Raw genomic sequence first — 22,458 nt, 5'->3', positions numbered from 1 at the left:
GCCATGATTGATTCGCCCCGCGTATGTGTCCATGTACAAAGCGTCTATGTTGAATCACAGTCATCACCGGACGAAGAACGTTTTGTCTTTGCTTACACCGTGACCATTCGCAATCTGGGGCGGACGCCCGTGCAGCTGCGCGGACGCTACTGGCTTATTACCAACGGCAATGGCCGCGAAATCGAAGTTCAGGGTGAAGGTGTGGTCGGTGAACAGCCCCACATCGCCCCTGGCGAAGAGTACCAGTACACCAGCGGCGCGGTGATTGAAACGCCGATGGGTACGATGCAGGGCCATTATGAAATGGTCGATGTCGATGGCAATGATTTCCGCGTTGCCATTCCCGTGTTCCGTCTCGCCGTAACCACACTTATTCATTAATCTAATGTCTACATATCTGATTGGCGACGTTCACGGTTGCTACGATGAACTGATCGCATTATTAAAACAGGTCGACTTTACGCCAGGACAGGACACGCTCTGGCTGACGGGCGATTTAGTCGCGCGTGGCCCCGGCTCCCTTGAAGTATTACGTTTCGTCAAATCTCTGGGCGACAGCGTCCGCATGGTGCTGGGCAATCACGATCTGCATCTGCTGGCGGTGTTCGCCGGGATCAGCCGCAACAAACCTAAAGATCGCCTCACTCCGCTGCTGGATGCCCCGGACGCGGACGATCTGATTAACTGGCTTCGCCGTCAGCCGCTGCTGCAGGTCGACGAGGAGAAAAAGCTGGTCATGGCGCATGCCGGGATCACCCCGCAATGGGATCTTGAGACGGCGAAAACCTGCGCGCGCGACGTTGAGGCGGTGCTGGCAAGCGACTCGTATCCTTTCTTCCTCGATGCCATGTACGGCGATATGCCGAACCACTGGAGCGAGGATCTCAGCGGTCTGGCCCGTCTACGCTTTATCACCAACGCCTTTACCCGCATGCGCTTCTGCTTCCCGAACGGACAGCTGGACATGTATTCCAAAGAGACGCCGGAAAGTGCGCCCGCTCCGCTGAAACCGTGGTTTGCCATTCCGGGGCCGGTGACAAGCGAGTACAGCGTGGTATTTGGTCACTGGGCGGCACTGGAAGGAAAAGGAACGCCGGAAGGGATTTACGGTCTGGATACCGGATGCTGCTGGGGCGGAGAGTTAACCTGTTTACGCTGGGAAGATAAAGCTTACTTTGTGCAGCCGTCCAACCGACAGCTGGACTTAGGAGAAGGCGAGGCCGTCGCCTCCTGATACGCTATTCCCTCTCCCGGCCGGGAGAGGGAAAATCACTTAACGACGTTCCAGAATCTCGAAGCAGTAGCTGTGGGAGTTCTGTGCATCCGCGTCGTGGAATTCACTGAATACCGATTCCCACTCGTCCGGATCGTAGTCCGGGAAATGAGTATCCCCTTCCACTTCTGCATCAATGTGGGTCAGATACAGCTTCTGCGCTTTTGGCAGGAACTGCTCGTACACGCGCCCACCGCCGATCACCATGATCTCTTCGGCATTGCCGCATGCAGCAATCGCCTCGTCGACTGATTTTACCCATTCGACGCGATCGTCAGTGCCCGGCTGGCTGCTGATAACGATATTCTTACGGCCCGGCAATGGACGACCAATCGACTCCCAGGTCAGACGGCCCATCACTACCGGCTTGTTTAACGTAGTACGTTTAAACCATGCGAGATCGGCAGGCAGGTTCCACGGCATGGCATTTTCCATACCGATAACGCGGTCCACCGCCAGCGCTGCAATCAGACTGATCATTGAAAATTTCCCGGATGCAAAAAATTGCCGCCACTATACGGAAAGCTTAATCTTTCGTCGACTGGCGGCAGAGTAAAGATAAAGAAATTTTTTAATATTGCTGGCAACTCCACTTCACGCGGAAGGTTTACTCTCCGGTTCGTCAGACGGATCGCCGGTATGCTTGCCCTCTTCCGTGCCCTGCCAGCCGTGACGCTGGATCAGCGACAGGTGATTACGGTCCTCGTTAATGATTTCCGTCAGCATGGCGCTGGTGCGTTTAAACACCGCCGCACGCTCGGTGGCCGTACTCCCGGCCATCGCCGCCATCTCTTCGACCATCTGGGTGTTAAAGCGGCGGAACAGGTCCGCACGCTCACGCGCTTCATACGCGCCGAGCCCCAGATTTTCCAGCGCCATACGGCCAGATTTCAGCGCGCCTTCGAAGGTTTCACGCTCAGGGGCTTCTACGCCCGCTTGCCTGAGACGGATATAATGATCCACATCGCGGGCACGGGAAATAATGGTCAGATCCGGGAAATGTTCTTTCGCCATTTCCACCATCTGCATGCTGGTCTCCGGATCGTCAATCGCGTTAATCAATACCTCCGCTTTGGCCGCACCGGCGGATTCCAATAGATCGACGCGGGTCGCATCGCCGTAAAATACCTTCATATCAAATTTACGCAGAGTATCGACATGGTCGGGGTCGTGATCGAGGATAACCATTTTCACCCCGCTGGACAGCAGCAGACGGCCAACGATCTGCCCGTAGCGGCCAAATCCGGCAATGATGACGCGCGGCTGTTCTTCGTCAATTTCATCGGCTTCGCGCTCCTGCTCGCTACCCGATTTTTCCAGACGCGTCAGCACCACCAGCAGAACGGGCGTTGCGGCCATCGAGAGCGCGACCGCCAGCGTCAGCGCTTTCGCCCACTCGGGATCGAGCACGTTTGCCATCTGCGCAGCGCCAAAAACCACAAACGCAAATTCGCTCCCCTGCCCCAGCAGAACCGCAAACCAGCTGCGCTGCTTATTTGGAACCTTCAGCGGACGCGCAATCAGCCACAGCATTACCATTTTAATGATCAGGAAGCCGACGAGCAGGATGACGATCCGCAGCGGGTGCGTCACCAGCGTGCCGAAGTCGACGGACATCCCCACGCCGATGAAAAACAGCCCCAGCAGCAAGCCTTTAAACGGCTCGATATCGCTTTCCAGCGCGTGACGGTATTCCGAGCTCGCCAGCAGGACGCCTGCGAGGAACGCCCCCATCGCCATCGACAGCCCGGCTTCTTCCAGCAGCAGACCAAAGCCAAACACCAGGAACAGCGCCACGGCGCTGAACACTTCGCGCAGGCCTGAACGGGCAACAAACCGCAGCAGCGGGCGGGTCACGTAACGGCCAAGCAGCACCACCAGCGCCAGCGCGCCCGCCACCTTCAGTGCCGACAGCGCGAAAGCGCCCAGCGTGGTAGAGGAACCGCTGGCTGCCAGCAGCGGGATCATCGCCACCAGCGGAATAGCGGCAATATCCTGGAACAGCAGCACCGAGAACGCGCTACGTCCCATCTGGGATACCGTCAGATTTCGCTCGTTCATCGCCTGCATGGCAATAGCCGTTGAGGAGAGCGCCAGCGTCATGCCGATGAGCTCTGCCACTTTCCAGTCCATACCCAGCAGGATGCAGAACCCACCCAGCAGCAGGCCGCAGGCCACCATCTGCAGTGCCCCTCCGCCAAATACCGAGGCGCGAAGCTTCCACAACCTCTGGGGATCGAGCTCAAGGCCAATCACAAACAGCATCAGCACAACGCCGATTTCAGCAAAATGGAGAATCGCCTCGGCATCCGTGACCAGTCGAAAGCCCCACGGCCCAATGACGCAGCCCGCAATCAGATAGCCGAGAACAGAGCCCAGCCCCAGGCGTACCGCCACGGGCACAATCAGCGCCGCCGCGCCGAGGTAAATCAGCGCCTGTATCAGCGTATGGCTATCCATGGTGCGTCTCCTGCCACTCAAGTAAGCGTTGTTTATAATGGCGAGCCTGCGCCTGCAGCGTTTCATCGTCGCAAACAAACGTGCAGTGCATCGCAAAAGGCGGGAGCCAGTTCAGACCGCAATAGAGCGCTGTCGCCTGCAGCGGCTGCGCCAGGACGTCAAAACCCGGGAAGGAACCGATATCAAAATGGCTTTCCCCACCGCCGGTGGTGACCGCCCACATCAGGCTTTTCCCTTTTAGCGCATGGCCGTTGTGTCCATACGCCCAGCCGTGGGAGAAGACTTTATCAATCCACAGTTTCAGCAGCGGGGGCGTGCTGTACCACTGCATGGGGTGCTGCCAGATAATCAGATCGGCACGAGAAAGCGCCTCCTGCTCGGCGGCGATATCGATATTAAAATCGGGGTAGAGTTGATAGAGGGAACGTATCTCTACGTTATCAAGCGTCCTTACCTGCTCAAGCATCCGCTTATTCGCATGCGAGTGCTGCGGATAAGGATGGGCATAAATTATCAGAATCATTGATTAGCCTGTTGTTACTGCTTTCTTTTAACAAAAGAGTGTAGTCAGTAATTCAACAGGCTAATAGTGAATATTATTGACGGGCTTACGTCAGAATTCTGAATTAGTTATCCAGCTCGCCCATGGATTTCACCTGGTCACGGTTAATCTGCTCGGTTTGACCGGTTTCGGCGTTTTTGTACGACACCAGACCGGTATCGTCATCCACCTGCGGTTTGCCGTCGGTGACGATGGTTTTGCCATCGGTGGTTTTTACGGCCTGATTAGACGAACAGCCCGCAACGGTAAACATTGCCGTAGCAGCCAGAACGGAAGCGATCAGTAATTTATTTTGCATGGTGTTTTCCCCTGCTCTCAGTTGAATTTCGTTATCGACCTAACCATTTTAGGCTAACTGACTGAAACCGGATGAAAAACCAGAAGGTTCTGAAGATGGGGAGAATGCCCGGCAGCCAAACGGCACCGGGCATTTTTACTTACTTGCTAATCTGCGCGTGCATTTCCTGCACTGAAATCACCTTCTCGGTGGCATCCGCGTTCAGCGCCATAGCCGTTGCGAAACCGCCGTTCAGGGTGGTGTCGTAGTGCACCTTGTACTGCAGCGCGCTGCGGCGAATCAGCTTGGAGTCTTCAATCGCCTGGCGGCCTGCGGTGGTGTTGATGATGTAGGTGTATTCGCCATTCTTGATACGGTCCTGAATGTGCGGACGGCCTTCATGCACCTTGTTCACCAGACGCGGATTGATGCCGGCTTCGCCCAGCACAATCGCCGTACCGTGGGTTGCGTCCAGCTCGAAGCCCTGTTTCAGAAGCTTGGCGGCCAGGTCAACCACGCGCTCTTTGTCGCCTTCGCGAACGGAGAGCAGCGCACGGCCTGATTTTCTCATGGTAGAGCTACTGCCCAGCTGCGCCTTCGCGAACGCTTCGGCAAAGGTGCGGCCCACGCCCATCACTTCACCGGTAGAGCGCATTTCTGGCCCTAACAGCGGGTCAACGCCCGGGAATTTGTTGAACGGCAGCACCACTTCTTTCACCGAGTAGTACGGTGGAATGATCTCTTTGGTCACACCCTGCTGCGCCAGCGTCTGGCCCGCCATCACGCGCGCCGCCACTTTCGCCAGCGGTACGCCGGTGGCTTTGGAGACGAACGGTACGGTACGTGCCGCACGCGGGTTGACTTCAATCAGGTAGACTTCGTTGTCTTTCACCGCGAACTGGACGTTCATCAGGCCGCGAACCTGCAGCTCGAAGGCCAGCTTCTGCACCTGCTGGCGCATCACGTCCTGAATCTCCTGGCTCAGGGTGTACGCTGGCAGAGAACAGGCGGAGTCGCCGGAGTGCACGCCTGCCTGCTCGATATGCTCCATGATGCCGCCAATCAGCACCATTTCGCCATCGCAGATGGCGTCAACGTCTACTTCCACCGCGTCGTCGAGGAAGCGGTCAAGCAGCACTGGCGCATCGTTGGAAACGCTCACTGCGGTCTGGAAGTAGCGACGCAGGTCGGCTTCGTCATAAACGATTTCCATCGCGCGGCCGCCCAGCACGTAGGAAGGACGCACCACCAGCGGGTAGCCAATCTCTTTCGCCTTCTCAACGGCCTGTTCGATAGCGGTCACGGTGGCGTTCGCCGGCTGTTTCAGCTTCAGACGGTCAACCGCCTGCTGGAAACGCTCGCGGTCTTCCGCACGGTCAATCGCATCCGGGCTGGTGCCGATAACCGGTACGCCTGCCGCTTCCAGCGCGCGCGCCAGCTTCAGCGGGGTCTGGCCGCCGTACTGCACGATAACGCCTTTTGGCTTCTCGATGCGCACGATTTCCAGCACGTCTTCCAGGGTAACCGGCTCGAAGTAGAGGCGGTCAGAGGTGTCGTAGTCGGTAGAAACCGTTTCAGGGTTACAGTTGACCATGATGGTCTCGTAACCGTCTTCGCGCAGCGCCAGCGAGGCGTGTACGCAGCAGTAGTCAAACTCGATGCCCTGGCCGATACGGTTTGGACCGCCGCCCAGCACCATAATCTTGTCGCGGTCGACTGACGGGTTCGCTTCGCACTCGTCTTCATAGGTGGAGTACATGTACGCGGTGTCGGTCGAGAATTCAGCCGCACAGGTGTCCACGCGCTTGTAGACCGGGTGCAGGTTGTACTGGTCGCGCAGCTTGCGGATTTCTGCTTCACGCACGCCCGCCAGCTTAGCCAGACGCGCGTCGGCGAAGCCTTTACGCTTCAGCACGCGCAGGAAGTCAGCGTCCAGGCCGGTGATGCCCAGCTCGGCAACCTGTTCTTCCAGACGGACCAGCTCTTCAATCTGCACCAGGAACCAGCGGTCGATGTTGGTCAGGTTGAACACGCCGTCCACGGACAGGCCCGCACGGAAGGCATCGGCGATGTACCAGATACGCTCTGCGCCCGCGTCTTTCAGCTCGCGGCGGATTTTAGTCAGCGCTTCCGGGTCATCCAGGCTCACTTTCGGGTCAAAGCCGGTCGCGCCCACTTCCAGGCCGCGCAGCGCTTTTTGCAGGGATTCCTGCTGGGTGCGGCCAATCGCCATCACTTCACCGACAGATTTCATCTGGGTGGTCAGACGGTCGTTCGCGCCCGCGAATTTCTCGAAGTTGAAGCGAGGAATTTTGGTCACAACGTAGTCGATGGACGGCTCGAAGGACGCAGGCGTGCGGCCACCGGTGATGTCGTTCATCAGCTCGTCGAGGGTGTAACCCACCGCCAGCTTCGCCGCCACTTTCGCAATCGGGAAGCCGGTCGCTTTCGACGCCAGCGCGGAGGAACGGGACACGCGCGGGTTCATTTCGATAACAATCAGGCGGCCTGTTTTCGGGTTAACCGAGAACTGCACGTTAGAACCGCCGGTTTCCACGCCGATTTCACGCAGTACCGCCATCGAGGCGTTACGCATGATTTGATACTCTTTGTCGGTCAGGGTCTGGGCTGGCGCAACGGTGATGGAGTCACCGGTGTGGATACCCATCGCATCGAAGTTTTCGATGGAGCAGACGATGATGCAGTTGTCGTTTTTATCACGTACCACTTCCATCTCGTACTCTTTCCAGCCAATCAGCGACTCGTCAATCAGCAGCTCTTTGGTTGGGGAGAGATCAAGACCGCGTTCACAAATCTCTTCGAACTCTTCACGGTTGTAGGCGATACCGCCGCCGGTGCCGCCCATGGTGAACGATGGACGGATGATGCACGGATAACCCACTTCAGCCGCAACGGCCAGCGCTTCTTCCATGTTGTGTGCGATACCGGAACGCGCGGTGTCGAGGCCGATTTTCTTCATTGCCACGTCGAAGCGGCGACGGTCTTCTGCTTTATCAATGGCGTCGGCGGTCGCACCGATCATGGTCACGCCGAACTCTTCCAGCACGCCCTGACGCTCCAGCTCCAGCGCACAGTTCAGCGCCGTCTGGCCGCCCATGGTTGGCAGCACCGCGTCCGGACGCTCTTTCTCGATGATTTTACGCACGACTTCCCAGTGAATCGGCTCGATGTAGGTTGCATCTGCCATCTCCGGGTCGGTCATGATGGTTGCCGGGTTGGAGTTCACCAGGATAACGCGGTAACCCTCTTCGCGCAGGGCTTTACACGCCTGAGCGCCGGAGTAGTCGAATTCGCAGGCCTGGCCGATCACGATCGGGCCAGCGCCAAGGATCAGGATGCTTTTTATGTCTGTACGTTTTGGCATTGTCTTCTCGGCTCCTGATTATTTAGCTGTCTTACGGTATTGCTCGATAAGTTCGATGAAGTGATCGAACAGCGGCGCGGCGTCGTGTGGCCCCGGGCTGGCTTCAGGGTGGCCCTGGAAGCTGAATGCTGGCTTATCGGTACGGTGGATACCCTGCAGGGTGCCATCGAACAGCGACTTATGGGTCACGCGCAGGTTAGCCGGCATTGAGGCTTCGTCGACGGCAAAGCCGTGGTTCTGCGCGGTGATCATCACCGTGTTGTTATCAATGTCTTTCACCGGGTGGTTACCACCGTGGTGGCCGAACTTCATCTTAACGGTGTTCGCACCGCTAGCCAGCGCCAGCAGCTGATGGCCGAGGCAGATGCCGAATACCGGGATGTCGGTTTCCAGGAAGGACTTGATGGCGGCGATGGCGTAATCACACGGCGCCGGGTCGCCAGGACCGTTGGACAGGAAAATACCGTCCGGATTCATCTTCAGCACGTCTTCGGCAGACGTTTGTGCCGGAACCACCGTCAGGCGGCAGCCGCGGTCAACCAGCATGCGCAGGATGTTGCGCTTGGCGCCGAAATCGTAGGCCACCACGTGGAACGGCAGCTCGCTCTCTTTTTTCGCTTCCGGCAGGTCGCCTTCCAGCGTCCAGCTACCCTGAGTCCAGCTGTAGGCTTCAGCAGTAGTCACTTCTTTCGCCAGGTCCATGCCGTTCAGGCCAGGGAAGGCTTTCGCTTTTTCCAGCGCCAGCGTCGCATCGAGGTTATCACCCGCGATGATGCAGCCGTTCTGTGCACCCTTCTCGCGCAGCAAACGCGTTAGCTTACGGGTATCGATATCGGCAATCGCCACGATGTTATGGCGCTTCAGGTAAGAAGAAAGATCTTCGGTATTGCGGAAGTTGCTGGCTATCAGCGGCAGGTCGCGGATGACCAGGCCTTGCGCATGTACCTGAGAGGATTCTTCGTCAGCCGCATTGGTGCCGACATTGCCGATATGAGGATAAGTAAGAGTAACGATTTGGCGAGAATAGGAAGGATCAGTGAGGATTTCTTGATAACCGGTCATTGAAGTATTGAAAACGACTTCCCCAACCGCCGAACCCGTTGCCCCTATGGCCCGACCGATAAACTGGGTTCCGTCTTCCAGAACCAATAGCGCTGACTTAATCAAAACACCCTCCAGAGAATATTCACTCACTTTATTTGCATATTAATTCATAACCGTGTCATGAATCAATGCAAATGTGTTGCCAGCGGATTTTTGGCAAACGGCGGCATTCTGGAGATTTGGTGGGTAAAAGTCAACTTAAAACGGATATTTTGTTTAGTGTTTTGCAGCCCTGGTGAGAGTAATGCGGCTTAAGCGACAAAAAGATCAGGTAAATCACCGCGGAAAACGCTTGCGCGCCGGGTTTAATAAAAAATGTCGTGTTGGAGCATGAAAAAGTGGACCGGATGGTCAAAATTTACATTTCAGTAACGTTAAAACGCCACAAGATATAGAAATTTAGAGGCTTAATTAAAAATAACACATGAAAAAGATAAAACAAAAGGGCAATAAAATATTGCCCTATGCAATCAAACAATTACGACTGCAATAACCACATCACGATGGGTAATAATGCTTACAAATTGTTGAGATCTAGCACATCTCGCATATCAAAAAGACCATTTTTCTTCTCTTTCAGCCACAAGGCGGACCGAACGGCACCATTGGCAAACGTCATTCGGCTGGACGCTTTATGCGTAATTTCGACACGTTCGCCAATATCGGCGAACATCGCCGTGTGTTCGCCGACGATGTCACCCGCTCGCACGGTTGCGAAACCGATGGTGCCAGGCACGCGTTCGCCGGTGTAGCCTTCGCGGGTATAGACCGCGCAGTCTTTTAAATCTTTATCAAGTGCATGAGCAATCGCTTCGCCCATCGCCAGCGCCGTCCCAGATGGCGCATCAACCTTGTAACGGTGGTGAGCTTCTACAATCTCGATATCGGTATAATTGCCCATCACCTTCGCGGCCTTCTCCAGCAGCTTCAGCATGACGTTAACGCCCACGCTAAAGTTTGCGGCGAAGACAATCGCAATCTCTTTGGATGCATCCTGGATAGCCTGCTTGCCCGCATCGTCAAAACCGGTGGTGCCAATCACCATCCCCTTGCCGTGCTGACGGCAAAACGCCAGATGCGTGAGCGTCCCTTCCGGGCGTGTAAAATCGATGAATACATCGAAGTCCTCTTTTACCGCTTCCAGACTGCTTTGCACGGTAACACCCGTGTGGCCAGCGCCCGCCAGCTCACCGGCATCGGTCCCCAGAAGCGAAGAACCTTCTCGCTCCAGTGCCGCGCCAAGCGCTACGCCATCCATCTGAAGTGCCGCCTGAATAAGCTGACGGCCCATACGTCCACCCGCGCCCGCAATGGCGACACGGATCTGTGCATCATGCATAGTTATTCTCTTACGTTAAAATGATGTAAACCGTTTTCAGATTAACCAGCCTTGAGAAGCACTGCCAACTGAAAACACCGATAATTAGAATTTAACGTGAAACCGACTTAAATATCAGTAAAAGACATGATTTTGTCGTCACGATAAAGTAACGGGTAAAAAAAAGGCCAGCACAGGAGGTGCTGGCCTTTCATCAGAAAAAGGACTATTCAACTTCGCGGGCGTCGATGCGCAGTTCTTTCGGGACTTCGAAAACGATGTTCTCTTCACGTCCTTCCAGCGGCACCGCTTCGCCGCCGCCCAGCTCCTGCAGACGGGAAATGACGTTCTGAACCAGAATATCTGGCGCAGACGCCCCGGCCGTCACGCCGACACAGGCCGCGTCTTTAACCCACGCTTCCTGAATATCCGACGCGTCATCAATCAGGAAAGCCATTTTCCCCATGCGTTGCGCCAGTTCGGCCAGACGGTTGGAGTTAGATGAGTTTTTGGAGCCGACCACGAGCACCACATCCGCCTGTTCAGCCAGCGCGCGCACCGCTTCCTGACGGTTAGTGGTTGCGTAGCAGATATCATCCTTACGCGGGCCGACGATTTTCGGGAAGCGCTGACGCAGGGCGTCAATCACGTCTGAGGTATCGTCTACGGAGAGCGTCGTCTGGGTCATAAACGACAGACGCGCTTCGTTTTTCACGTTCAGCGTAAGGACATCTTCAGGCGACTCAACCAGATACATCCCCCCTTCCGGGTTGCTGTACTGGCCCATGGTGCCTTCGACTTCCGGATGACCGGCATGGCCAATCAAAATCGACTCTTCACCACGACGGCTGGCGCGCGCCACTTCCATATGCACTTTTGTCACCAGCGGACAGGTAGCATCGAATACGGTCAGATCGCGGCTTTTTGCTTCGTTACGGACCGCCTGAGAGACACCGTGCGCGGAGAAGATCAGGATCGCACCGTCCGGTACTTCGCTGATCTGCTCAATGAAGATGGCGCCGCGCTCGCGCAGGCTGTCGACCACGTAGCGGTTGTGCACCACTTCGTGACGCACATAAATCGGCGCGCCGTAAATCTCCAGCGCGTTTTCAACAATGCTGATAGCGCGGTCTACACCGGCGCAGAAGCCGCGCGGGTTAGCCAACAGGATCTGCATTTCAGGCCTCCAGTGCAGGATCGATTTCCAGCACTTCAACATCAAAATGAACGGTACGCCCGGCAAGCGGATGGTTGAAGTCAACGGTAATGGAGTCGCCGTTGATTTCGCGGATCACGCCAGGCATTTCGCTGCCGTCCATAGCGGTAAAGAGCATAATCGCACCGACTTCCGGTTCACCTGCGTCCATAAACTCGCGGCGCGAGAAATACTGGATCAGATCCGGGCTCGGCACGCCAAACGCGGCATCCGGCTCCAGCGAAAAGGCCTTTTTCTCACCCTCTTTCAGACCGAGAAGCTGCTGCTCAAGACCTTCAGACAGGGAGGTATCACCAAGACGAAACAGGGCCGGTTTGCCGTTGTTGCGGGTGGATTCGGCCGTAGAGCCGTCATCCAGCTTCAGCGTGAAGTGAACGAGAACCGCGCTGTTGCTCTGTACGGATTTAGACATGCAAATTGCTCGCTTGTTTTGCCCGGTGGCATTACACCACCGGGCGAGTGTGTTACGCCTGCTCTTTCGCAGCCGGTTTAGGCAAGAAGCCTTCCAGCACGATTAACGCCGCACCGATACAAATTGCCGTATCGGCCAGGTTAAAGGTCGCGAAATGCCAGTCGCCGACGTAAAAGTCAATCATATCGACCACAAAGCCGTGCCACAGGCGGTCAAACAGGTTGCCCAGCGCGCCGCCAATGATCAGCGCGTAGGCGATGTTATTCAGCTTTTGCGTGGCCTTCGAGCGGTACATCAGCACCGCCAGGATCACGCAGATACCCAGAGCGATACCTGCAAAGAACCAGCGCTGCCAGCCACCGCTGTCGGCAAGGAAACTAAACGCTGCGCCGTAGTTACGCGCGTAGTGCAGGTTAAGCGACGGGAACAGCGGGACCGTCTCCCCCAGAGAAAAATTCTGGAGTATCAGGAATTTGCTGCCCAGATCGATAATCAGCACCACCACAACCAGCCACAGCCAGCGCAGTCCTGTTGAACAGAGAGTTTTACTCATCAGGCAAACTTACGTTTTTCGCCGTCACCGGCGACGTTGCTTACACAGCGTCCGCAGATGTCTGCGTGTTCCGCCACCTGACCGACATCGGTAGTGTAATGCCAGCAACGCGGGCATTTCTCACCGTCGGCTTTGCTCAGCGCGACTTTCAGTCCTTTGAGCAGTTCGCTCTGCTGAGCATCAGCAGAAGCCTCGGCATAATCCGCAACTTTCGCACCGGAGGTCAACAGGACAAATCGTAATTCATCGCCCAGCGCGATCAGCTTCGCCGCCAGCTCCGGTTCAGCGTACAGCGTGACTGCCGCTTCCAGAGAGCCGCCGACTTTCTTGTCTGCACGCGCCTGCTCGATAACCTTGTTCACTTCGCCACGCACCTTCAGCAGCTCGTCCCAGAAGGCATCGTTCATCGCTTCGGTGCTGGAGAGATCGAACAGACCTTCGTACCACTCACCCGTGAAGACATACTTCTCACGGTCGCCAGGCAGATAGCCCCAGATTTCATCCGCGGTGAAGGACATGATCGGCGCCATCCAGCGTACCAGCGCTTCTGCGATGTGGAACAGCGCGGTCTGGCAGCTACGACGCGCCACGCTGTCCGCTTTCGCGGTGTACTGGCGGTCTTTGATGATGTCGAGGTAGAACGAGCCCATCTCGATGGAGCAGAAGCGCATCAGGCGCTGCACCACTTCGTGGAAGTCGTAAGACTCATAGGCTTTCAGGATATCGTCCTGTGCCGCTTTCGCGCAGCCTACCGCCCAGCGGTCCAGCACCACCATCTCTTCCGGTTTAACCATGTCTTTTGCCGGATCGAACCCGTTCAGGTTCGCCAGCAGGAAGCGCGCGGTGTTACGGATACGACGATAGCTGTCGGCAGCACGCTTCAGGATCTCGTCAGACACCGCCATTTCGCCGGTGTAGTCGGTCGACGCCACCCACAGACGCAGGATGTCTGCGCCCAGTTTGTTCATCACATCCTGCGGAGAAACGGTGTTACCGATAGATTTGGACATCTTACGGCCCTGACCATCCACGGTGAAGCCGTGAGTCAGTACCTGACGGTAAGGCGCTTTACCCTTCATGGCGGTGGAGATCATCAGAGATGACATGAACCAGCCGCGGTGTTGGTCCGACCCTTCCAGATACATATCGGCAGCGTGACCGGCGAATTCCGGACGCACGTCAACCACGGAGGAGTGGGTCGACCCGGAGTCGAACCACACGTCCAGGGTATCCGGCACTTTCTCGTAGTTATCTGCATCAGCGCCCAAGATGTCGCGGGCGTCGAGATCCCACCACGCCTGAATGCCGTCAACTTCGACGCGCTTCGCCACTTCTTCCATCAGTTCCAGGGTATTCGGGTGCAGTTCCTGCGTCTCTTTGTGCACGAACAGAGACATCGGTACACCCCAGGTACGCTGACGGGAGATACACCAGTCAGGACGGTTAGCTACCATGGATTCGATACGCGCCTGGCCCCAGTCAGGGATCCACTGCACGCCTTTGATCTCTTTCAGAGACTGCTCGCGCAGGCCTTTCTGATCCATGCTGACGAACCACTGCGGGGTCGCACGGAAGATGATTGGGGTCTTGTGACGCCAGCAGCACGGATAGCTGTGCTGCATTTTTTCTACGTGCAGCAGCGCGCCGCTGGTACGCAGCATGTCGACGATAATGTCGTTCGCTTTGAAGACGTTGATACCATCCAGCGCCGGGTAGGTGCCAGGCAGATAAGAACCGTCCGGGCCGACCGGGTTAGCGATTTCCAGACCGTACTTCAGGCTGATGTTGTAGTCGTCAGGACCGTGGCCACCGGCGGTATGCACCGCACCGGTACCCGCTTCCAGCGTCACGTGATCGCCCAGGATCGCCGGAACGTCGAAGTCCAGGAACGGGTGCTTGAAGCGCATCAGCTCCAGGGCGTCACCTTTCACGGTGCCCAGCACGGTGTAGTCACTGATATGCGCGCGCTTCAGCACGCTCTCAACCAGATCTTTCGCCAGGATAACCGCCTGACCGTCAATCTGCACCAGTGCGTATTCGAACTCACCGGACAGGGAGATCGCACGGTTGGCAGGCAGAGTCCACGGGGTGGTGGTCCAGATCACCAGAGAGATCGGGCCGTTTACCGAGGAGACGCCAAATTTAGCCTTCACCGCATCCTGATCGACGGCATGGAACGCCACGTCGATAGATGGGGAAGTTTTGTCGTAATACTCCACTTCCGCTTCTGCCAGCGCAGAGCGGCAGTCCACGCACCAGTGCACCGGCTTAGCGCCTTTGTGCAGGTGACCGTTACCGATGATTTTGCCCAGCGCACGGATGATGTTGGCTTCAGTTTTGAAATCCATGGTCAGGTACGGGTGCGACCAGTCGCCCAGCACGCCCAGACGGATGAAGTCAGCGCGCTGACCGTCGACCTGCGTGGCTGCATATTCGCGACACTTCGCACGGAACTCGGCGGCGGTGAACTTCTCACCCGGCTTGCCGAACTCTTGCTCCACTTTCAGCTCGATTGGCAGACCGTGGCAGTCCCAGCCTGGAACGTAAGGCGAGTCATAGCCCGTGAGCCCTTTGGACTTCACGATAATGTCTTTCAGAATCTTGTTAACCGAGTGACCAATATGAATGCTGCCATTCGCATATGGAGGGCCATCATGCAGAATGAAGGTTTTTTTGCCTTTTTTGGCTGCACGAATGATGCCGTACAGGTCATCATCGGTCCAACGCGCCAGCATTCCCGGTTCGCGCTTGGCGAGATCGCCGCGCATCGGGAACCCTGTTTCCGGCAAATTCAGGGTTGATTTATAGTCACTCATCAGATTCTCGGTTCCGTATTTATCACGTAGGCAGTTAAGCCGGGTTCAAAGCCCAAAAAACTCGCGGGCCGTCAATTCATCTCGCGCAATTTGCGCTTTTAGTTCATCCAGCGAACCAAATCGCTGCTCGTTGCGTATTTTTTTACGCAGTATCACATCTATATGGCGACCATACAGGTCCATTACAACGTCCAGCAGGTGCACTTCTAGCTGTTGACGCACACCCGCGACGGTCGGACGCGTGCCAATGTTGGCGACGCCGTAGAACGGCTTATCGCCCAGTCCTGCCACTTCCACCGCATAAACCCCTTTAACCGGGGAAACCTGACGACGCAGCGGTATATTCGCCGTCGGGAAGCCTATCGTGCGGCCCAGCGCATCGCCATGGACCACGCGGCCAGAGATAGTAAACGGATGCCCCAGCAGGGTTTCAGCCGTATCCAGTTCATCATCGGCCAATGCCCGGCGAACCGCCGTGCTGCTGACGCGCACGCCGCCTTCGCAGAAGGTCATCGCGCTGGTGACGTCAAAACCGTACTCCAGACCAGCCTTCTGTAATAGCAAGAAATCGCCCTGACGACCAGCGCCAAAGCGGAAATCATCGCCCACGGCGAGAAACTGCACGCCAAGGCGCTTAACCAGCAGGTCGCTGACGAAATTTTGTGCTGTCAGCGCGGCAAAGCGGCGATCGAAACGTACACACAATACATAGTCCACGCCGGACTCCGCCAGATAGCGCAACTTCTCGCGCAGGCGAGTGAGGCGGGCGGGAGATTTATCGCCCGCGAACAGCTCCAGCGGCTGCGGCTCGAAAATCATCACTACAACAGGCAGGCCGCGGGCCTCCCCTTCTTTACGCAATCCCTGCAACAGCGCCTGATGACCACGATGCACGCCGTCGAAATTACCAATAGTCAGCACGCACCCGTGCGGTGCGCTGCTGAGATTATGTATGCCGCGTATCAGCTTCATGTCTGGCTCAAAACAGTGAAAATCGCCAAAGTATACCTTGTACAGCGGTTAAGGTTAACCGGCGATTGTTCGCGCAAAACAGAAAGCCGTAATGATTTCATCAGGCTGACCTTTCGCAGCGAAAAAATCTGCTCGTGAACTGCGATTTTTATGCCGAAAGGCTGTATTCAGGGAAGACAAGCTGGTAGAATCCTGCGCCATCACTACGTAACGTAGCGTCGCTAATTAACGGCGCTTATTTGCACAAATCCATTGACAAAAGAAGGCAAAGAGGGCATATTCCTCGGCCTTTGAATTGTCCACATAGAACATATTTGGGAGTTGGACTTGGCTAATATCAAATCAGCTAAGAAACGTGCCGTTCAGTCTGAAAAGGCTCGTAAGCACAACGCAAGCCGTCGCTCTATGATGCGTACTTTCATCAAGAAAGTATACGCAGCAATCGAAGCAGGCGACAAAGCTGCAGCGCAGAACGCATTTAACGAAATGCAACCAATCGTGGATCGTCAGGCTGCTAAAGGTCTGATCCACAAAAACAAAGCAGCGCGTCATAAAGCAAACCTGACCGCGCAGATCAACAAACTGGCTTAATCGCTACTTGTTGTTGCTTGTTTAAAGAACCCGCTTAACGCGGGTTTTTTTATGCCTTCAGATTGCCGGTGGCGTAAACAGCGCCGAGTAGTCACGGTTACAGATTCGCTGCACCGCCGGGTGCTGAATCATCCTTTCGGCAAATATGGCGTGATACTCCTCCATCACGTTATCCACTCTGCCTATCTCCGTAATCTTATCGTCCGAATAGAGATCGTGCGCGTACAGCGTCGGCGCAACGAAGATGGCGTTATGCGCTTCGCCAAAGGCTTTCATCAGCGCCGCATCGTCAAACTCTCCGAGAATTTCGACCTTTAGCCCCTGCGAGTTAAACCAGTTCAGCAGCTTGCGTCCCAGCATTGAGCGCCTTCCCGGCACCAGCAGGCGGCGCTCTTCAAGGCACGCGGGGAACGGTTTTTTCGGCGGCGGATTAATGCACCAGAAGCTCACGCCGCATTCGCCAATTTTTACCGAGAACAGCCCTTCCTGCTGGGTGGAATCAATCGGACAATCCGAGATAATCATATCCAGCTTGTGCTGGCTTAGCTGTTCCAGCAGCATCTCGTGGGTGGATTCAAAGCAGCGCAGATGAATTTGTTCATCTTCAACCACCGCCGCGTCCAGCACGCCGCTCACCAGCCGTTTGGACAGCGCATCCGCCACGCCCACGTCAAAGAGCAGGTTCGACTCTTTGCGGTAGTTGACAATATCCAGCATCTCCTGGCTCAGGGTGAACATCTTGTCCGCGTAGCGAAACACCAGCTCGCCCAGTTCGCTGGGTTCAATCCCACGCCCCTTACGCTTGAACAGCTTGCCCTGCAAACGCTCTTCCAGCGCCTTGATTTGCCCGGTAATGGTTTGCGGCGTCAGATAGAGCGCTTCTGCCGCTCCCACCACCGAGCCCTGCTTATAGACGTGCCAGAAGTAGTACAGATGGTTGTAATTTAAATGAGACATCGCGTCTTCTCTCCCTGAGTGTATATCGGGAGAAGGATCGCCTCCTCCCGGTGTTCCGTTATGCCCGGACGGCCTGTCCGGATAACTTCACCTTCAACAAGGTATAACCGATTACCGCGGCCAGTAATGACCCGATGAGGATGCCGAGTTTAGCCCAGACGATAAGCTCAGGCGCATGCGCGCCAAACGCAAGGGTCGAGATAAAGATCGACATCGTAAACCCGATTCCACACAGCACGCCGACGGCCATAATTTGACCAAAGGTTGTGCCGTGCGGCAATGACGCCAGCTTCAGCTTCGTCGCCAGCCAGCAGAAGAGGCTAATACCCAGCGGCTTACCGATAAACAGCCCGGCAATAATGCCCAGCGGCAGCACGGACGTCAGCCCGTCCAGCGTCACCCCGCCCAGCGAAACCCCGGCGTTGGCAAACGCAAATAGGGGTAGGATCATAAAGGCGACCCACGGGTGCAGCACATGCTCCAGCTGCTTAGCGGGCGACTTGCCGTCCTGCGGCTTAAGCGGCACGAGGAAGCCGACGATCACACCTGCCAGCGTAGCGTGCACGCCCGATTTCAGCACCGCCGTCCACAGCACCATCCCCACCAGGATATAGATACCGATGCGGCGCACATTAAAGATGTTCAGCAGCGCCAGCACCGCAATCGCCCCGGCAGCGACGCTCAGGGACAGGATCGACAGATCGCTGGTGTAGAACAGCGCGATAATCACAATGGCGCCCAGGTCATCGATGATCGCCAGCGCCATCAGGAAGATTTTCAGGGCTACCGGCACGCGGCTACCGAGTAAGGCTAAGACACCGAGCGCAAAGGCGATATCCGTCGCAGCCGGGATCGCCCAGCCGTGACGTGCAATCGGATCCTGCCAGGTGAATGCCAGGAAGAGCAGCGCCGGCACCACCATCCCACCGAGCGCGGCAATGACCGGGAACGCCGCGCGCTGGCGGCTGGCTAGCGAGCCCAGTACCAGCTCACGCTTAACCTCAAGCCCCACCAGCAGGAAGAACACCGCCATTAGCGCATCGTTGATCCACAGCAGCATGTTCTTGTTAATTTCCAGCGCCCCGACCTTCAGCTCAACGGGCGTTTCCAGAAATGCATGGTAGAGATCCTGCGTGATGCCAAGGTTAGCCAGCACCATCGCGGCCGCTGCGGCAATAATCAGGATCACGCCACCGGACGCCTCACTGCTAAAGAAACGGTGTAGTAATTTCATTTAAGTTCTCTCTTTTACAACAATACCTCGATAAAACCATAATACCAAGCCAAATAGCTCGGCAAAAACAGATTAATATTGAGTATAGATTCAGTTTAACCGAGCAATACCTACAAAAAGAAAAAGCCCGGAATCGCTTCCGGGCTTTTGCGGATGAAAACCAGCTGATCGATTAGCGGGTCAAATCATCGAAGAATTTTTTGACGCCATCGAAGAAGCTTTTGGAGCGCGGGCTGTTTTTCTCACCCGTCGGGCCGCCGAAGCTCTCCTGCAGCTCTTTCAGCAGCTGTTTCTGCTTGTCGTTCAGGCCAACCGGCGTTTCCACGACGACGCGGCAAAGCAGGTCGCCCTGCGCACCACCACGAACGGATTTAACGCCTTTCCCGCGCATGCGGAACAGCTTACCGGTCTGGGTCTCGCCCGGGATCTTCAGATTGACGCGACCATCCAGCGTCGGTACTTCGATTTCACCGCCCAGTGCCGCCATCGCAAAGTTGATCGGCACTTCGCAGTACAGGTTGTTCCCTTCACGCTCAAAGATAGCGTGCTGTTTCACCTGCACCTGGACGTACAGATCGCCTGCCGGTGCGCCGTGCTCGCCTGCTTCGCCCTCACCTGCCAGACGGATGCGGTCGCCCGTATCCACGCCGGCCGGGATCTTAACGGACAGGGTCTTGGTTTTCTCAACGCGACCGTGGCCGTGGCATTTGGTGCACGGATCTTTGATCAGCGTACCGCGACCGTGACAGTGCGGACAGGCCTGCTGCACCGCAAAGAAGCCCTGACGCATCTGTACCTGACCCGAACCGTGACAGGTTGGACAGGTTTGTGGCTGCGTACCCGCTTTCGCACCGCTGCCGTGGCAAACGTCACACTCTTCCAGAGTTGGAATACGGATCTCTTTGGTTACGCCGCGAACGGCCTCTTCCAGCGTCAGCTCCATGTTGTAGCGCAGGTCCGCGCCGCGCGCCGCGCGCTGACGACCACGGCCGCCGCCGAAGATATCGCCGAACACATCGCCAAAGATATCGCTGAAGTCAGCGCCGCCGCCAAAGCCGCCACCGCCGAATCCACCGCCGCCCATGCCGCCCTGTTCAAAGGCTGCGTGACCGTACTGGTCATAGGCCGCACGTTTTTGTGCATCGGTCAGGACTTCGTAGGCTTCTTTGATCTCTTTAAATTTGGCTTCAGCCTCTTTGTCACCCTGGTTACGGTCCGGGTGGAATTTCATGGCCAGGCGCTTATACGCCTTTTTGATTTCACGCTCTTCCGCAGTTTTCGGAACGCCTAAAATCTCGTAATAGTCTTGCTTTGCCATTGGTTTTTTTAAGCCCCTTAACATGCGAGCACGGGCGTGGAGAGTTCTCCTACGCCCGTGCCGATTAATTACCCTGCATCAGGGCGATTATTTTTTATCTTTAACTTCTTCGAACTCAGCGTCGACAACATCGTCGTCTTTCGCGTTGTTCGCCGAAGCGTCAGCGCCCGCCTGCTGTTGAGCGTGCTGCTGCTGAGCGATTTCCATCAGCTTCTGAGAAGCCTGTGCCAGTTCCTGCATCTTCGCTTCAATGTCCGCTTTATCTTCACCTTTCAGTGAGGATTCCAGCGCACTCAGTGCAGCTTCGATAGCAGTCTTGTCTTCCGCTGGCAGTTTATCGCCTGCTTCTTCAACCTGCTTACGGGTGCTGTGCAGCAGATGGTCACCCTGGTTACGGGTCTGAACCAGCTCTTCGAACTTACGGTCGGATTCCGCGTTAGCTTCGGCATCGCGAACCATTTTTTCGATTTCAGCTTCGTTCAGGCCAGAAGATGCCTTGATGGTGATCTTCTGCTCTTTACCGCTGTTTTTGTCTTTCGCAGACACGTGCAGGATACCGTCAGCATCGATGTCGAAGGTGACTTCGATCTGCGGCATGCCGCGCGGTGCCGGGTTAATACCGTCCAGGTTGAACTGACCCAGAGATTTGTTATCCGCCGCACGCTTACGCTCACCCTGCAGCACATGGATGGTTACCGCAGACTGGTTGTCTTCAGCGGTAGAGAACACCTGGCTGTGCTTGGTTGGGATGGTGGTGTTTTTGTTGATGAGCGCAGTCATCACACCGCCCATGGTTTCGATACCCAGAGACAGCGGGGTAACGTCCAGCAGCAGTACGTCTTTAACTTCACCGGTCAGTACGCCACCCTGAACCGCAGCACCGATAGCCACTGCTTCGTCCGGGTTAACGTCTTTACGTGGCTCTTTACCAAAGAACTCAGCCACTTTCTTCTGCACCATTGGCATACGGGTCTGGCCACCAACGAGGATAACGTCGTTGATATCAGACACGGACAGGCCAGCGTCCTGCAGAGCAACTTTCAGCGGCTCGATAGAACGGTTCACCAGGTCTTCTACCAGGCTTTCCAGTTTCGCACGGGTCACTTTGATGTTCATGTGTTTAGGACCGGTCGCGTCTGCAGTGATGTACGGCAGGTTAACGTCGGTCTGCTGAGCAGAAGACAGCTCGATCTTCGCTTTCTCAGCGGCTTCTTTCAGGCGCTGCATAGCCAGCGGGTCGTTACGCAGGTCAATGCCCTGATCTTTCTTGAACTCGTCAACGAGGTAGTTGATCAGACGGGTATCGAAGTCTTCACCACCCAGGTGGGTATCACCGTTGGTTGCCAGAACTTCGAAGGTTTTTTCGCCGTCAACTTCGTCGATTTCGATAATAGAGATATCGAAGGTACCACCACCCAGGTCGTAAACCGCGATAGTACGGTTGCCGACTTCTTTATCCAGACCGTAAGCCAGTGCAGCCGCGGTTGGTTCGTTGATGATACGTTTTACTTCCAGACCTGCGATACGGCCAGCATCTTTGGTTGCCTGACGCTGAGCATCGTTGAAGTAGGCAGGTACGGTGATAACAGCTTCAGTTACCGGCTCACCCAGGTAATCTTCAGCGGTTTTCTTCATTTTTTTCAGCACTTCAGCAGAAATCTGCGGTGGTGCAGTTTTGGTGCCTTTCACATCAAGCCATGCATCGCCGTTATCTGCCGCGATGATTTTGTAAGGCATGATGGAAACGTCACGCTGAACTTCTTCGTCCTGGAAGCGGCGACCGATCAGGCGTTTAATCGCAAACAGGGTGTTTTGCGGGTTTGTCACTGCCTGACGTTTAGCCGGCTGACCAACCAGAGTTTCACCATCCTGGGTATAAGCAATGATAGAAGGCGTGGTGCGATCGCCCTCGGCGTTCTCCAGCACGCGTGCAGTAGTGCCATCCATAATCGCTACACAAGAGTTGGTAGTACCCAGGTCGATACCAATAATTTTACCCATCTAAACGTC

At 56.0% G+C, this 22,458-nt stretch carries 19 protein-coding genes and 1 pseudogene; 3 read left to right on the top strand and 17 right to left on the bottom strand.

The genetic code is table 11. The annotated features are described in order from the left end of the window. Positions 1-3: 3 nt before the first annotated feature. Positions 4-381 (top strand): Co2+/Mg2+ efflux protein ApaG, encoded by a 378-nt coding sequence (apaG, locus tag FOY93_RS03440; protein ID WP_008502021.1) that lies wholly within the window; start codon positions 4-6, stop codon positions 379-381. A gap of 4 nt (positions 382-385) precedes the next feature. Further along, the gene (gene apaH / locus FOY93_RS03435) at positions 386-1,234 is read left to right on the top strand and encodes a bis(5'-nucleosyl)-tetraphosphatase (symmetrical) ApaH (RefSeq protein WP_115876460.1); all 849 of its coding nucleotides are present in this window, start codon (positions 386-388) and stop codon (positions 1,232-1,234) included. 39 nt (positions 1,235-1,273) lie between these two features. On the opposite strand, the gene folA is transcribed toward apaH, so the two are convergent. The 13 genes and pseudogenes from folA to FOY93_RS23650 form a co-directional block, all read right to left on the bottom strand. Then, positions 1,274-1,753: a type 3 dihydrofolate reductase gene (gene folA / locus FOY93_RS03430; protein ID WP_008502023.1), complete on the bottom strand. Its 480-nt coding sequence runs from the start codon at positions 1,751-1,753 to the stop codon at positions 1,274-1,276. A gap of 114 nt (positions 1,754-1,867) precedes the next feature. Further along, positions 1,868-3,733, bottom strand: a complete 1,866-nt coding sequence (gene kefC / locus FOY93_RS03425) for a glutathione-regulated potassium-efflux system protein KefC (protein ID WP_143344637.1) — start codon at positions 3,731-3,733, stop codon at positions 1,868-1,870. Then, entirely contained in the window at positions 3,726-4,256 is a 531-nt protein-coding gene (gene kefF / locus FOY93_RS03420) for a glutathione-regulated potassium-efflux system oxidoreductase KefF (protein ID WP_047173708.1), read from the bottom strand. The genes kefC and kefF overlap by 8 nt, the downstream gene beginning before the upstream one ends. A 103-nt stretch (positions 4,257-4,359) precedes the next feature. Next, positions 4,360-4,593, bottom strand: a complete 234-nt coding sequence (locus FOY93_RS03415; RefSeq protein ID WP_003856439.1) for a YgdI/YgdR family lipoprotein — start codon at positions 4,591-4,593, stop codon at positions 4,360-4,362. 139 nt (positions 4,594-4,732) lie between these two features. Then, on the bottom strand, positions 4,733-7,957 hold the full coding sequence (gene carB / locus FOY93_RS03410) for a carbamoyl-phosphate synthase large subunit (RefSeq protein ID WP_111964067.1): 3,225 nt from the start codon (positions 7,955-7,957) through the stop codon (positions 4,733-4,735). A gap of 18 nt (positions 7,958-7,975) precedes the next feature. Then, complete coding sequence (gene carA / locus FOY93_RS03405; protein ID WP_010427050.1) at positions 7,976-9,124, bottom strand: glutamine-hydrolyzing carbamoyl-phosphate synthase small subunit; 1,149 nt, start codon at positions 9,122-9,124, stop codon at positions 7,976-7,978. 454 nt (positions 9,125-9,578) lie between these two features. Beyond that, complete coding sequence (gene dapB, locus FOY93_RS03400) at positions 9,579-10,400, bottom strand: 4-hydroxy-tetrahydrodipicolinate reductase (protein ID WP_133293759.1); 822 nt, start codon at positions 10,398-10,400, stop codon at positions 9,579-9,581. 205 nt (positions 10,401-10,605) lie between these two features. Further along, positions 10,606-11,556, bottom strand: a complete 951-nt coding sequence (gene ispH, locus FOY93_RS03395) for a 4-hydroxy-3-methylbut-2-enyl diphosphate reductase (protein WP_115876464.1) — start codon at positions 11,554-11,556, stop codon at positions 10,606-10,608. Position 11,557: 1 nt separating this feature from the next. Further along, positions 11,558-12,007 carry an FKBP-type peptidyl-prolyl cis-trans isomerase gene (gene fkpB, locus FOY93_RS03390; protein WP_143344636.1) on the bottom strand — a complete coding sequence of 150 codons (450 nt, stop codon included), beginning with the start codon at positions 12,005-12,007 and terminating at the stop codon, positions 11,558-11,560. Between the two features lie 52 nt (positions 12,008-12,059). Continuing rightward, on the bottom strand, positions 12,060-12,560 hold the full coding sequence (lspA, locus tag FOY93_RS03385) for a signal peptidase II (RefSeq protein WP_127729576.1): 501 nt from the start codon (positions 12,558-12,560) through the stop codon (positions 12,060-12,062). Beyond that, positions 12,560-15,376 (bottom strand): isoleucine--tRNA ligase, encoded by a 2,817-nt coding sequence (gene ileS / locus FOY93_RS03380; protein ID WP_115876466.1) that lies wholly within the window; start codon positions 15,374-15,376, stop codon positions 12,560-12,562. Before ileS ends, lspA begins: the two co-directional genes overlap by 1 nt. A gap of 45 nt (positions 15,377-15,421) precedes the next feature. Beyond that, positions 15,422-16,348: a bifunctional riboflavin kinase/FAD synthetase gene (gene ribF, locus FOY93_RS03375; protein ID WP_032644021.1), complete on the bottom strand. Its 927-nt coding sequence runs from the start codon at positions 16,346-16,348 to the stop codon at positions 15,422-15,424. Positions 16,349-16,355: 7 nt separating this feature from the next. Further along, positions 16,356-16,574, bottom strand: a pseudogene (locus FOY93_RS23650) (DUF2575 domain-containing protein). A gap of 101 nt (positions 16,575-16,675) precedes the next feature. Between FOY93_RS23650 and rpsT the strand changes: the two are divergent. Beyond that, a complete protein-coding gene (gene rpsT / locus FOY93_RS03360; RefSeq protein ID WP_003856458.1) occupies positions 16,676-16,939 on the top strand; it encodes a 30S ribosomal protein S20 in 264 nt (87 codons plus the stop codon). 57 nt (positions 16,940-16,996) lie between these two features. Here the strand turns inward: rpsT and nhaR are convergent, their stop codons facing one another. From nhaR to dnaK, 4 genes are all read right to left on the bottom strand, one after another. Then, on the bottom strand, positions 16,997-17,896 hold the full coding sequence (gene nhaR, locus FOY93_RS03355) for a transcriptional activator NhaR (protein WP_112781627.1): 900 nt from the start codon (positions 17,894-17,896) through the stop codon (positions 16,997-16,999). Between the two features lie 58 nt (positions 17,897-17,954). Then, complete coding sequence (gene nhaA / locus FOY93_RS03350; RefSeq protein ID WP_136195625.1) at positions 17,955-19,130, bottom strand: Na+/H+ antiporter NhaA; 1,176 nt, start codon at positions 19,128-19,130, stop codon at positions 17,955-17,957. Between the two features lie 172 nt (positions 19,131-19,302). Continuing rightward, the gene (dnaJ, locus tag FOY93_RS03345) at positions 19,303-20,448 is read right to left on the bottom strand and encodes a molecular chaperone DnaJ (RefSeq protein ID WP_014830600.1); all 1,146 of its coding nucleotides are present in this window, start codon (positions 20,446-20,448) and stop codon (positions 19,303-19,305) included. Positions 20,449-20,535: 87 nt separating this feature from the next. Next, positions 20,536-22,449 (bottom strand): molecular chaperone DnaK, encoded by a 1,914-nt coding sequence (gene dnaK, locus FOY93_RS03340; RefSeq protein ID WP_008502041.1) that lies wholly within the window; start codon positions 22,447-22,449, stop codon positions 20,536-20,538. Positions 22,450-22,458 lie beyond the last annotated feature (9 nt).

The sequence above is a fragment of the Enterobacter sp. 18A13 genome, from assembly GCF_007035975.1.
GTDB classification, from domain to species: domain Bacteria; phylum Pseudomonadota; class Gammaproteobacteria; order Enterobacterales; family Enterobacteriaceae; genus Enterobacter; species Enterobacter vonholyi.
The sequence above is the reverse complement of the archived record's forward strand: the minus strand, read 5'-3'. Positions and strand labels throughout refer to the sequence as shown.